The organism is Microcystis sp. M_OC_Ca_00000000_C217Col (assembly GCF_007095585.1).
Taxonomy (GTDB): domain Bacteria; phylum Cyanobacteriota; class Cyanobacteriia; order Cyanobacteriales; family Microcystaceae; genus Microcystis; species Microcystis panniformis.
Window position 1 is genome coordinate 1 of sequence record NZ_SFBV01000294.1, and the last position, 12,134, is coordinate 12,134.

11 protein-coding genes and 1 pseudogene are annotated in these 12,134 nt (G+C 44.3%); 8 read left to right on the forward strand and 4 right to left on the reverse strand.

The genetic code is table 11. From position 1 onward, the window contains the following. The coding region (locus EWV66_RS18830; protein ID WP_287107075.1) for a Uma2 family endonuclease at positions 1-353 on the reverse strand (353 nt) is incomplete at its 3' end. 205 nt (positions 354-558) lie between these two features. Here EWV66_RS18830 and ftsY point away from each other — a divergent pair. From ftsY to EWV66_RS18850, 4 genes are all read left to right on the forward strand, one after another. After that, positions 559-1,893, forward strand: coding sequence for a signal recognition particle-docking protein FtsY (gene ftsY / locus EWV66_RS18835; protein ID WP_052275832.1), 1,335 nt, complete (start codon positions 559-561; stop codon positions 1,891-1,893). Positions 1,894-1,987: 94 nt separating this feature from the next. Continuing rightward, positions 1,988-2,788: a metal ABC transporter ATP-binding protein gene (locus EWV66_RS18840; RefSeq protein WP_287107076.1), complete on the forward strand. Its 801-nt coding sequence runs from the start codon at positions 1,988-1,990 to the stop codon at positions 2,786-2,788. A 39-nt stretch (positions 2,789-2,827) separates the two neighbouring features. Next, on the forward strand, positions 2,828-3,244 hold the full coding sequence (locus EWV66_RS18845; protein ID WP_002761589.1) for a DUF3119 family protein: 417 nt from the start codon (positions 2,828-2,830) through the stop codon (positions 3,242-3,244). Between the two features lie 247 nt (positions 3,245-3,491). After that, positions 3,492-4,775 carry a DUF3086 domain-containing protein gene (locus tag EWV66_RS18850; protein WP_052275830.1) on the forward strand — a complete coding sequence of 428 codons (1,284 nt, stop codon included), beginning with the start codon at positions 3,492-3,494 and terminating at the stop codon, positions 4,773-4,775. A 411-nt stretch (positions 4,776-5,186) separates the two neighbouring features. On the opposite strand, the gene sixA is transcribed toward EWV66_RS18850, so the two are convergent. Both sixA and EWV66_RS18860 read right to left on the reverse strand, forming a co-directional pair. Continuing rightward, complete coding sequence (gene sixA / locus EWV66_RS18855) at positions 5,187-5,681, reverse strand: phosphohistidine phosphatase SixA (protein WP_002761593.1); 495 nt, start codon at positions 5,679-5,681, stop codon at positions 5,187-5,189. A 52-nt stretch (positions 5,682-5,733) separates the two neighbouring features. Continuing rightward, positions 5,734-6,957, reverse strand: a complete 1,224-nt coding sequence (locus EWV66_RS18860; protein ID WP_052275829.1) for a DHH family phosphoesterase — start codon at positions 6,955-6,957, stop codon at positions 5,734-5,736. A 291-nt stretch (positions 6,958-7,248) separates the two neighbouring features. Here EWV66_RS18860 and EWV66_RS18865 point away from each other — a divergent pair, with 291 nt between their 5' ends. The 4 genes from EWV66_RS18865 (at position 7,249) to EWV66_RS18880 (ending at position 12,032) form a co-directional block, all read left to right on the forward strand. Then, the gene (locus EWV66_RS18865) at positions 7,249-9,306 is read left to right on the forward strand and encodes a class I SAM-dependent DNA methyltransferase (RefSeq protein ID WP_185237985.1); all 2,058 of its coding nucleotides are present in this window, start codon (positions 7,249-7,251) and stop codon (positions 9,304-9,306) included. A gap of 35 nt (positions 9,307-9,341) precedes the next feature. Further along, positions 9,342-9,761, forward strand: a complete 420-nt coding sequence (locus EWV66_RS18870) for an endonuclease domain-containing protein (protein ID WP_052275827.1) — start codon at positions 9,342-9,344, stop codon at positions 9,759-9,761. A 341-nt stretch (positions 9,762-10,102) separates the two neighbouring features. After that, positions 10,103-11,212, forward strand: a complete 1,110-nt coding sequence (locus EWV66_RS18875) for a restriction endonuclease subunit S (protein WP_287108855.1) — start codon at positions 10,103-10,105, stop codon at positions 11,210-11,212. Positions 11,213-11,297: 85 nt separating this feature from the next. Continuing rightward, positions 11,298-12,032 carry a type I restriction endonuclease gene (locus EWV66_RS18880; RefSeq protein ID WP_287108856.1) on the forward strand — a complete coding sequence of 245 codons (735 nt, stop codon included), beginning with the start codon at positions 11,298-11,300 and terminating at the stop codon, positions 12,030-12,032. Between the two features lie 8 nt (positions 12,033-12,040). Here the strand turns inward: EWV66_RS18880 and EWV66_RS18885 are convergent. Beyond that, a pseudogene (locus EWV66_RS18885) lies at positions 12,041-12,134 on the reverse strand (IS1 family transposase); the annotation flags it as partial.

Consider the following 12,134-nt stretch of genomic DNA (forward strand, 5'->3'; position numbering starts at 1 on the left):
GCTTGGGTAGAATTAGAGAGAACTTCGACAATAATTAAAGGATTGATCACGTTAGATTGACTATTACCTTGATAGAGAGGTTGACCTTTAATCACCATCACATCGGGATAGGTGTAAATACTATAATATGACAGCCATAAACGCACCGTTTCCATGTAGGTATAATAATCTTGATTATTGATATTTAAAGGAAAATTACGGCAAAAATTTAGACAAATCTGATTGTGATTAGTGGTGGCTCCTACCATTGGGATAATTTCTCCTTGACGATATTCATTTTTATCCTCGGACGTTTCCTCCAGAGCTAGATATTCTTCGGGAGTATAATATTTAGTTTCGGTAGTGCTTAACATTTTTGACTCTCCTTCCTATTCTATTTTCTAGGATACAGCATTTCCCTAAAAAGAGATAAAGTTATCCTTGAGCAAGGTTATCATTTTTCCCTTAATCTCTGGCAAAAAATGCTGAGAAATCCACAATTAAAAATATAACTATCAAAATTGCTCACGCCAAGGGTTAAAATAAACTAGATAAATAGTTTTATGTTTAGTTTCTCCTATGTTTAACTGGTTCCGTCGTCAGAAAGTCCAACCCGAACAAGAACAAGCACCCCCTGCACCCGTAGAGGAAACCCCCAGCGAGGCAACCAGTCAGGAAGACTATTTAGATTGGGCCAAAAAAGCCTTTAAAAATATTCAAGAGAAAAAAGCCACGGCCGAGGCCGTCGTGAGCGAACCCTCTGAAACATCTATTGCTGAAACCGAACCTCTGCAAGAGGAAGAACCGGTTAAAGAAGAAGAAACCGAGGATAATACCCCCGCATGGCTGAAAAAATCTGATCGCCTCGAAATTCTCAAAGAAACCGCCATCGAAACCCCCACAGAACCAGATGAGGACTTTATCTGGTCCGCCAAAGTTTTAGCCAATCAGGGACGACAAGCAGAGGACGTTTCGGAAGAAGAAATCACTTGGTTAAAAAAATTGCGTCAGGGTTTAGGCAAAACGCGCCGCAGCTTGGTCAATCAGCTTAAGGCCGTGGTCGGTCAGGGTCCCCTCAATCAAGATGCGGTGGAGGAAATCGAAGCTTTATTGCTTCAGGCCGATGTGGGGGTAGATGCCACCGATTATATTATCACTACCCTCCAAAATAAGCTAAAACAGGAAGCTTTGCCCCCCGAAAAAGCGATCGAATATCTCAAAGAAATTATCCGCGAGATTTTAGATGCACCTTTAGCCAATTATAGCAACCCCGGTTTTGAGCCAGAAAAGGGCAAATTAAATATCTGGATGCTCACAGGAGTTAACGGAGTCGGTAAAACGACGACTATCGGCAAATTAGCCCATTTATCTAAACAATCTGGCTATAGCTGTATAATCGCCGCTGCCGACACCTTTCGCGCTGCTGCCGTGGAACAGGTGAAAGTTTGGGGAGAGCGATCGCAAGTCGAAGTAATTGCCAACCCGGGCAAAAATACCGACCCGGCCGCCGTGGTGTACGATGGCATCGAAGCCGCTAAATCTAGGGAGGTAGAATTACTTTTAGTAGATACGGCGGGAAGATTGCAGAATAAAAAGAATTTAATGGCAGAATTAAGCAAAATTCGCCGCATTATCGACAAAAAAGCCGAGAGTGCCGTGGTGGAATCCCTTCTAGTTCTCGATGCCACTTTAGGACAAAACGGGCTGCGACAGGCCGAGGTTTTCTCGGAAGCTGCCCAATTAAGCGGCGTGATCCTGACTAAAATCGATGGTACAGCTAAAGGAGGTGTCGCCCTTGCCGTAGCGCGTCAGCTTAACCTACCGATTCGCTTTGTCGGCGCTGGGGAAGGAATCGAGGATCTGCGGCCCTTTTCCAGTTACGAATTCGTGGAAGCTTTACTGAGTGGCGATTAATCTCACCCTAGCTATCTTTCATAATCTTTTCATGGTTGCTTCATAATTGTCTCATTTTTAGTTATGCTAGAAATGGAGACTCAGGGTAACAACTATGCAAACGACAATTACAGTTAGTCATCTAGGAGTATATTATCGCGGCGTGGAAGCCCTACGGGATATCACCCTGAAAATTCATCCAGGACGATTAACCGGTATTATCGGTCCCAACGGTGCGGGCAAAAGTACCCTGATCAAAGCCATGCTAGGATTAATTCCCGTACAACAGGGAAGCGTTAACTATCAAGGGCAATCTCTACAGCAACAACTGGATAAAGTCGCTTATGTTCCCCAAAGAACTCAAATCGACTGGACCTATCCCGTCACCGCTTGGGATGTGGTAATGATGGGGAGAGTTAGAAAAACGGGTTGGTTTCGTCCTTTTTCCCATATTAGTCGTCAACGGGCTTTAAATGCCCTAGAACGGGTGGAAATGGCTGATTTACGCCATCGTACCCTCGGTCAGTTGTCGGGAGGACAACAGCAAAGAGTCTTTTTAGCCAGATCTTTGGCCCAAGAAGCGGAGATTTTCTGTTTTGATGAACCTTTCGTTGGGGTAGATCAGAAAACCGAGGGGATTCTTTTTAATATCTTTGGTGAGTTAGCCCAAGAAAATAAAATTGTCATGGTCGTTAACCATGATTTAGGCGAATCTATCACCCATTTTGCTGATTTAATCCTCTTAAATAAAGAATTGATCCTCGCCGATCAACGATCTAAGGTCTTAACTGATTTTAATCTCCGGCGTGCCTATGGGGGTAAAGTCTCCTTCTACGATGCCATGACACCACCAGATCATCGCCGATCGAGTCTCGATTATCTCGATCGCCTGTCGAAAAACAATGCGATAAACTAGAAGCGAAGATATTTTGGCTGACTGCCGATAGGGACACCGATGAAAACTATTTCCCCGCAAGAAGTAACAGGAACGATCGAACTGGCTCCTAACTATCGAATTCCCCTGTTTTTGGTAATTTTATCGCTGCCTTTACTCTTTTTACAGGTCTGGCTCGGCATAATTTTCTCCCTGTTAGGGCTATTCTTGATGTTCCAGACTACCCGCATTCGTCTCCAGTTTACCCCTACCTCCTTAGATGTCTATCTGTCCGGGCAACAAATTCGCTCCTTTCCCTACCAAGAATGGCAAAATTGGCGGATTTTCTGGAATAAAGTCCCGATCCTATTTTATTTCAAAGAAATTAACAGCATTCATTTTTTGCCCATTATCTTTGACAGCGCAACCCTGAGACTGTGCCTCGAAAAATACTATCCTTTAGCAGCATCGCCAGCGATCGACTCAGAAGCGAACTAAGATTGAGTTAAAATAAAATCTAGCAATTAATAGCGTCTTAAGTAGGTAGGTGTTAAAAATTGTCAGCTCCCCCCGCCTATCGGCACCCCCCTTATTAAGGGGGGCAGGGGGGATCCCCCCGCCTATCGGCACCCCCCTTATTAAGGGGGGCAGGGGGGATCGAAGGCAAGATATATCGTCTATTAATTAGAACCACTTACTTAATTGCCTGCCTTGGCCCTCTGTTCGCTCTGCATTTCTAAAGCCGATGAATTCAGAAGATTTTAATGTTTTACCCCTTGACAAAATGACAGACTTACCCAATGAATCTGTCGAAGAATTTAGTTTTGATGATCTCTGGAACGATCGCCCAGTAGAGAATCCGCTGCCATCGGCAATCGCCCCCGAAGGCGAATTAGTTCCCACAGCGCAGGCGCAACCCCTGCGGGCAGAAATCGAGGCTCTAGAACGGCAAAAACAGAGCCTAGAGGCAGAAATCTCGGCATTAAAAGCGGAAAGAGAACGCTTGATCGCCGAGGAACTAGGAGATATCAAAGCTCAAATCGAAAGAATGCTCAAGGAAGGCGTAAAAGACCTAGAACAACGCAAACAGGCGTTAGAAGTGGCGATCGAACAGTTAGAACGCCGTCGTGAGCGGATTCGGCAGGAAATGCGGAGTAATTTCGCCGGAGTCTCCCAGGATATGGCCGTGCGGGTTCAGGGATTTAAAGACTATCTGGTGGGCAGTTTACAGGATTTGGCCGCGGCTGCCGAACAGTTGGAATTACCCCGTTTTGAAACCCCCGAAAAATCCCCCCGACCCGTGGAACCTCCCCTGCGGACCGAACGGGAGGAAAACCCCCGTCCATCCCGTGGCAGTCAAGGCCGGGATGATCGCGAAGAAAGTCCCCGTCCCTCCCGTACCAGTAACCAAGGCCGGGATAATTGGCAAGAACCCCGTCGCTCTAACCGTTCGGGTTATGAATCGGAACCGGTGGGGCAATCCACCCCTAGACAGGGCTTTTCTGACCAAAATCAGCGCATCCAAACTCTTTTAGACCGTTATCGCAGTCGTCCTGACTATTACGGTCCGCCTTGGCAATTACGGCGCACTTTTGAACCAATTCACGCCGAACGGGTGCAACAGTGGTTCTTTAAACAGGGGGGCCGGGGTACTGTTCGCGGTATGGGCAGCCGTCTCCAGAATATTCTGGTCGCTTCGGCAATTATCTCGATTATGGCGGAATTACAGGGCGATCGCTTCCGTTCTCTCGTTCTGGCTAATAGTCCCGAACGTTTAGGCGAATGGCGGCGCGGTCTCCAAGATTGTCTCGGCATTTCCCGCGCCGATTTTGGACCAGACCGCGGCATCGTTCTCTTTGAGTCTCCCGAAGCTTTAATTCAAAAAGCGGAACGTTTAATTGAGGATAAATATTCACCGCTCATTATCATCGATGATACCGAAGAACGGCTCAATTTCGCTCTTTTACAATTCCCCTACTGGTTAGCTTTTGCCCCTGAACCCCAACAAAGTTCTAGTTATTGGTATTAACTAATTAGGGTTTGCGGCAAAAAGTTTTTCCTGGCGGCAGGGTGTAGGGTTTTACCAATTTTGAGGGGGTCAATTACCTAATTTTCAGGGAAAAAGTCCCGGAATTTTCCCGGCGATTACTGCAAGGGTCGGCACTTTTTGAGGTAAAAAAAATCTAAAAACCTTGTTGGATAAGGTTTTTAGATTTATTCGGCATACCCTAACTAGGGCTTGCTGAATAATGGTAAAACCCTTTTAAAATAAGGCTTTTGACCTGTTAAAGTCCGATGTTCATGCTGCGAAAATAGGATTGGGACTTTCAAAAACCTTGCATTATCCTTCTTTCCTACCCCCAGGAAAAACTTTTTCAGCAGACCCTAACTAAACATCGATTGTAGTCTCCAAAAAGGATAGATACACCTAGGTTAATTCCTAGAGAAGTAATTTCGGTGCTGTCAACCAGAATAACTGACACTTACCTAGGGGATTTTCTTGATTGGGAACCTCTAGACCAATTATTCCCGCTTTTTTGACCGATAATTTCCCTTGAAACTTGCCCCAAACTAGCATTTCCGTCCAATAGCCTAAATCCGGTTCGTGGCCTACCAGTGCGATCGCATTTTCCTCTCGCTGATAGTCGGACTTTTGCCACCATTGCACCCAATCTTGAATATTGCCATTGGGCGATAGGGGATTAAATTGCTCAATTTTACGGCTTAAACCCGCTTTTTGCAAAATTTCGGCGGTTTGCACGGCACGCACCAGGGGAGAAGTCAAAATTAGGTCAAATTTCACCCCCAACTGTCCTAATCTTTGGGCAATTTTAGCAGTTTTGGCCCTACCTTCCTCGGTTAAAGGACGTTCCCCATCGTTGAGATAATCCCCCGATTGTCCTGCTAATCCATGACGCACAAAATAAAGTTTCATATCAGTGTTAGGTCGGTCTTGGCAATGTTAACAGATAGCTGAGGTCTAATAGCTAGGTGCGAATTACCTTTTCATCTGGGTTAACTAGATGGGAAAGTTTCTGTTTAATTTGGGTGTCATACAGTTCCCACTTAAGTTTTGCGTATTCGGCATTATTATTAAAACCACCGAGGAAACCGATAGGAATTTCAAAACCTCCGGCCATGTAACGACCACCACCAAAAAAGCGACCTTGGTTATCCTGTCCGAAAGCTTCCTTGAGAAATTCATCGGGATCTAGGGTAATTTTACTGGTACGCATAGAACCAATGACTAACTCGATCTCCTCATCTTCATCGTGAACGATACCATAAACTAAAGCCGTGTGAACATTTTCTTCTGTCACCAAAAAATCGGCAGCTTGGGGAATCGCATCCCGGTCATCATAACGCAAATAACCCACCCCGGCGATCGAATAATTATTTTTAATAATACGGTTTTTTAAGGCCCGTTCAATCACATCCATCACCCGTCGGGATCTGGCCGATTGCAGGACAGCGTTTAATAATTGGGCATCGTAGAAACGACTGAGATAACCAGCAGCGATAAATTCACATTCTTGCGCTTGCATTAAATTATTCGTATCCGATCGCAATCCGTGCATCAAAGCTGTGGCACACTTAACATGGACGGTATCGCTAGTATTAAAACTTATTAACCCTTTTTGGATATATTGGGTTAATATCGTCGCTGTTGCCCGGATTTGGGGACGAATATCGACAAATTCCGCCTCTAGCTCCCCTTGGCGAGTATGATGATCAATCACGGCAATAATGGGAATTTTTGCCTGTTTAACCAGAGTGGTTAACTGACTATTGGTTCCCTGACCATCGACAAAAACACAACCCTGATAAACCGAAAGATCTCTATCCTTGAGGGTATGGACTCCCCAACGTTTAGCCGGTAAACCCGTTAGTTTTACCAAAGCGACATTTTCCTGATGGGAGAGAGTACCCGCATAGACTATATCGCAGTGAATATCGTACTGTTCGGCGATAATTTGATAGGCCCAGGCACTAGAAAGAGCATCGGGATCTGGGAAATCCTGCATCACCACAATTTGATTTTCGCCGCGATGATTTTCCAAAGTACGTCGCAGGCGATCGATCAGGGAAATAAGTAGGGTATCATTACTAACCGTGACTGGAGGAAGGGGACATACTGCCGACGCTTCCCCTACCAATACATCGGTTTCGAGGGATTTGGCAGGAACTAGACTCAGTAATTCAGCCATCATTTTTAGAAAAGTTCGCTTAAAGGTAAATGCAGTCAGGATTTTTTGAGCTAATCAATTCTAGACGATATCACCGCTCGATCGGTTCATCTCAAATATTAAGCTTTTCTAGCCCCTAGCTCCCCACTGTCGGGCTATAACTCTAGTCTATCGAAAGACCTCTCCTGTTTGTTCTGGGAGAGCGGTGAAGGCAATTAACCATCGCTGCCATTACTTGAGAAGATAGATACTATACAGAATCCCTTAATTTTCCCCTCACGCTCGACCATCTACCTAATTCTTGAGTGAAATTTCATGGCCCAACTGGACAACATCGAAGCGATCGAAAAAAAGCTCTGGAAAGCGGCCGATACTCTGCGAGCTAATTCTAACTATGCCAGTAACGAGTATTTTCTGCCCGTTATGGGCTTGATTTTCCTCCGTCATGCCTATAGTCGTTTTCTCAAGGTTAAGAGGGAAGTAGAGGCGGATTTACCGAAGCGACAGGGTAAAACACGCTCCTTAATCAAAGAAGATTTCTTGTGCAAAGGAGCGATCTATCTCCAAGAAAAAGCTCAGTTCGATTTTCTGGTGGCGCTCCCCGATAGCGTCAATCGCTCGACCTCCTTGATGGAAGCAATGCTATCGATCGAGGGGGATTATCCACCTTTAGGGGGTATTTTACCGAAAACAGAGTACCAAGAGCTAGATAACGTGGTATTAGGGAATTTACTACGGATTTTAAACCCGGAAGAGTTAAAAAAAGCCGATGGGGATATTTTCGGGCGAATTTACGAATATTTCCTAACTCAATTCGCTAATCTCAAAGCTCACGATAACGGAGAGTTTTTTACTCCCGTTTCTTTAGTATCTTTGATCGCCAATGTTTTAGAACCCGATCACGGATTGGTTTTCGATCCTGCCTGTGGTTCGGGGGGAATGTTTGTCCAGAGCGCACATTTCGTTGAGAGACAGCGCATCAATCCCCAGATGTTAACTTTTAAAGGGTTAGAGAAGAATCCGACCACGATTCGTTTAGCCAAGATGAATCTCGCAGTTCACGGTTTAGAAGGGGATATCCAAAAAGCGATCACCTACTACGAGGATCCGCTGGCATTGGCCGGGAAAGTGGATTATGTGATGGCCAATCCTCCCTTCAACGTGGACGAGGTGGATAGTAAGGTAGATGGTGATGAGCGCTTACCCTTCGGATTGCCGGGGGTTAATAAAAGTAACAAAGTTTCCAACGGTAACTATCTATGGATCAGTTACTTCTACAGCTATCTCAATGATCGAGGAAAAGCCGGTTTTGTCATGTCTTCCCAAGCTTCCAGCGCCGGGAGAGACGAAGGCAAGGTAAGACAGAAGTTAATCGAGACAGGAACGGTGGACATAATGATCGCCATCCGCTCTAACTTTTTCTATACCCGCTCCGTACCCTGCGAGTTGTGGTTTCTCAATCGAGGAAAACCCGCCGAGCTTCAAGATAAGATATTAATGATCGATGCCCGCAATATTTACCGGAAAGTAAACCGGACGATCAACGATTTTAGCCCAGAGCAGTTACAGAATATTCTCTCGATTGTCTGGCTCTATCGGAGCGAATCCAAGCGTTTTATCGATTTGGTTGTCGGTTATTGCCAGAGTATCGATCGAGAGTATCAGGGATCGATCGCTCTTTTACAAAACTATCGCGAGCATCTGGACAAGTTAACCGAGGCCCTAGAGAAATTTTATAATCTCATCGATGAAAAAGACGGGACATGGTTAGAACTCCGAACAGCATCTGAGCTTTTCAAAGATGACATGGATAAATACGCCAGTTTCCCTGCGATTTCCTATAACGCTGATGATTTAGAGACTTTACACGAGGCTGTCCGCTGTTATCACGAATACGGCGAATTTAGCCGGGATCTGGGCAAACAGGCGGATCTGGTGAATAAGTTATTAGGTCGAGCGATCGAGCGTGCCGAGAAGGATCTGGGGGCAAGAGATAGTAAACTGTGGTGGAATTCCCGCGAACTCAACACCTTACGCAAAGAAGCCGATACAAGCCGTCAGAATGCGATCGAACAGCTTAAATCGGTTCGTGGTTTCTACCGTCACGCTCACTGGCTATTAGAAAGGTTCCCCGATGCCAAGCTGCGGGATGTGGAAGGGTTGGTTAAAGTGGTTGATCGCGAGGAGTTACAGGCGAATGATTGGAGTTTAACCCCCGGACGCTATGTCGGCGTTTCCCCAGAGGAGGAAGATGAGGGTTTCGATTTCGAGGAAACGTTACGCGAAATTCATCTGGAGTTAAATGATCTCAACTCCGAGGCGATTCGTTTAGCTGATGAAATTGCTAAGAATTTTGAAGGGTTAGGAATTTAAAAAAGAACTTGGGTATATTTCCTTAAAGGAGACCGATGGAGATAGCGATCGTGTCTAAATTAAAATACGGTGTTTATTTTCTACCCTACAATCCCGATTTAGTACCTAGAGCCAAGGAAATGCGAAAAAATCCCACACCGACAGAAAAAAAGTTATGGGCTTTTCTCCGACAATTTCCTTTAAAAATGTGGCGACAGCGACCGATCGATCATTTTATCGTTGATTTCTATTGTCCGAAGTTGAAATTAGTGATCGAGGTGGATGGGGAGGTTCATCTTACTCCGGAGGCAATGGCTTATGATGCTAGAAGAACGAAGGTTTTAGAGGGATACGGATTAACGGTGATCCGTTTCACCAATGATGAGGTTAAATACGATTTCGAGGCGGTTTGTGAGAAAATATCGGGGTTTATTTCTTCGCTTCCTGTCTGTACGGAGGTTGATGATCCTCCTTAGTCCTCCTTGAAAATGTTATCCCCCCTAGCCCCCCTTTTCAAGGCTATCCCCCCTAGCCCCCCTTTTCAAGGGGGGAACCGGAACCGGAAGGGGAACCGGAACTGGAGCGCGGTAGGGGTGCTGGTGCTGAGACGGGCGCTACGGCTGCGTAAGTCCCCCTTGAAAAGGGGGATTTAGGGGGATAAAAAGTCCCGCTTCTCACCAGTGATTCCCAAATTTGGTAAGTTAGAAAAGGTTACATCTGCGGGCGATTTGTTTAGCTGATGAAATTGCTAAGAATTTTGAAGGGTTGGGGATTTATTACCTTTACAATGTAAATTAGTTAAGTTGAAAATTAAGTTATGAAATTAAACAAAAAATATATAGCTTTAAATAATTTAATCATATTACAAAGAGGTTTTGATCTTCCAGAGATAGAGCGAGTTATAGGCAATATACCTGTTGTGGCTTCAACAGGTATAATCGGTTCTCACAACATCGCCAAAGTTAAGGGGCCGGGAGTTGTAATTGGTCGTAGTGGTAGCATAGGTGGCGGTCAATATGTAGCTGGTGATTTTTGGCCACTTAATACTACACTATGGGTAAAAGATTTTAAAGAACATAACCCAAGATTTATTTATTATGTATTAAAAAATATTGATTTTTCTCGTTTTAATTTCGGGACTGGCGTTCCTACGCTAAATAGAAATCACATTGCTAATATTAAAGTTTTGGCTTTCGATAAATCTCAAGAAGAAAAAATCGCCGATATCCTCTCCAAATATGATGATTTAATCGAAAATAATCGCCGCCGCATCGAGTTATTAGAACGTTCAGCCCGTTTACTTTACAAGGAATGGTTTGTCCGTTTACGCTTCCCCGGACACGAACACACCCCGATTATTGATGGTATTCCTGAAGGGTGGGAGAAAGTGCGTTTAAAAGATATTGCCGATCTTACAATGGGTCAAAGTCCTGAGTCAGAATATTATAATGAAGATCGATCTGGTTTGCCTTTTCACCAAGGCGTTACCAATTTTGGGATAAGATTTCCAGAAAATAAAGTTTACTGTGCAAAAATAACAAGAATAGCCAATGAAGGAGATATATTATTCAGTGTTCGCGCTCCTGTGGGCAGAATGAATATAAGCTTAGAAAAAATTATTATCGGTCGTGGTCTAGCAGCGATTCGAGCAAAACATAATTATCAGGGATTTTTATATTATCATCTTAAAAATTACTTTTTTAAAGAAGATATGATAGGTAGTGGTGTTATATTCGCCTCGGTGACGAAAGCAGGTTTAGAAAACGTTCAATTAATAAAGCCAAAAGATTCCATTCTCGCAATTTTTTTAGATAAAACAATTTCTATTGATGAGCAAATTAAAATACTTTTTAGGCAAAATCAAAAACTAAAACAAGCGCGTGACATACTACTTCCGAAACTTATGAATGGAGAGATCGAGGTGTAGAGGCGAAAGATCGATCGCACCTGTAAAAATCCCTGAAAATTGGCAATATTAATAAAATAAACCACTCCCCCGCACAATCGACCCTATGACCACCGAGGATAAAGTACAAGAACTCACCGCCAACTGTCTGCGAGATCAACTTGGTTGGCAGAGTGTCTATGCTTATAATCAAGAGGATTACGGTGAAAACAGCCTGCTCGGACGGCAAAATCAGAAAGAAGTTATCCTCAAACGCTACCTAAAACAGAAATTACGAGAATTTAACCCCAATCTTCCCGAAGAAGCCTATAAATCCGCTATTCTCCAAATCGAAGAAATCAACTCTAGTCAAACCCTTCTGGCCACCAATCAAGAGAAACATCAACTCCTTCTCGATGGAGTACAGGTGAGCTACTGCAACGCCAAAGGAGAGCTAATTAGACAAACCCTAAAAATCCTTGATTTTGACCAACCCAGCAATAACCATTTTCTAGTGGTTCGAGAACTGTCGATACAGGGGAAATGCCCCTGTCGCCCCGATTTGGTAGGTTTTGTTAACGGCATTCCCCTACTCTTCCTAGAAGCGAAAAACCTCAACCGCGGCCTAAAAGCGGCCTACGAGGGGAATTTATCGAAGTATATTGATAATATCCCCCATCTATTCGCCTATAACGCCTTTGCGATTTTAGTTAATGGCATAGACGCGAAAATAGGTAGTTTCTGCGGCAAATACGAACACTTTCATTCATGGAAACGCCTGGCCGAGAGTGACCCCGGCATTGTCGATATGGAAACCATGCTAAAAGGAGTCTGCGATAAAAATAAGGCGTTGCTGAATTAAGCTATGAATCAGTAAGGAATAGGCACTTCTTGAAACTTCAGATAATGAATTAATAAACGAATAGAGTATCCTAACATTTCTGTAGACTTAGAATAGCAGAGT

What these genes read in the sequence shown, in the direction of transcription:
- ftsY (WP_052275832.1), top strand. Translation starts at nt 559, where the DNA reads ATGTTTAACTGGTTCCGTCGTCAGAAAGTCCAACCCGAACAAGAACAA.
- EWV66_RS18840 (WP_287107076.1), top strand. Translation starts at nt 1,988, where the DNA reads ATGCAAACGACAATTACAGTTAGTCATCTAGGAGTATATTATCGCGGC.
- EWV66_RS18845 (WP_002761589.1), top strand. Translation starts at nt 2,828, where the DNA reads ATGAAAACTATTTCCCCGCAAGAAGTAACAGGAACGATCGAACTGGCT.
- EWV66_RS18850 (WP_052275830.1), top strand. Translation starts at nt 3,492, where the DNA reads ATGAATTCAGAAGATTTTAATGTTTTACCCCTTGACAAAATGACAGAC.
- sixA (WP_002761593.1), bottom strand. Translation starts at nt 5,681, where the DNA reads ATGAAACTTTATTTTGTGCGTCATGGATTAGCAGGACAATCGGGGGAT.
- EWV66_RS18860 (WP_052275829.1), bottom strand. Translation starts at nt 6,957, where the DNA reads ATGATGGCTGAATTACTGAGTCTAGTTCCTGCCAAATCCCTCGAAACC.
- EWV66_RS18865 (WP_185237985.1), top strand. Translation starts at nt 7,249, where the DNA reads ATGGCCCAACTGGACAACATCGAAGCGATCGAAAAAAAGCTCTGGAAA.
- EWV66_RS18870 (WP_052275827.1), top strand. Translation starts at nt 9,342, where the DNA reads ATGGAGATAGCGATCGTGTCTAAATTAAAATACGGTGTTTATTTTCTA.
- EWV66_RS18875 (WP_287108855.1), top strand. Translation starts at nt 10,103, where the DNA reads ATGAAATTAAACAAAAAATATATAGCTTTAAATAATTTAATCATATTA.
- EWV66_RS18880 (WP_287108856.1), top strand. Translation starts at nt 11,298, where the DNA reads ATGACCACCGAGGATAAAGTACAAGAACTCACCGCCAACTGTCTGCGA.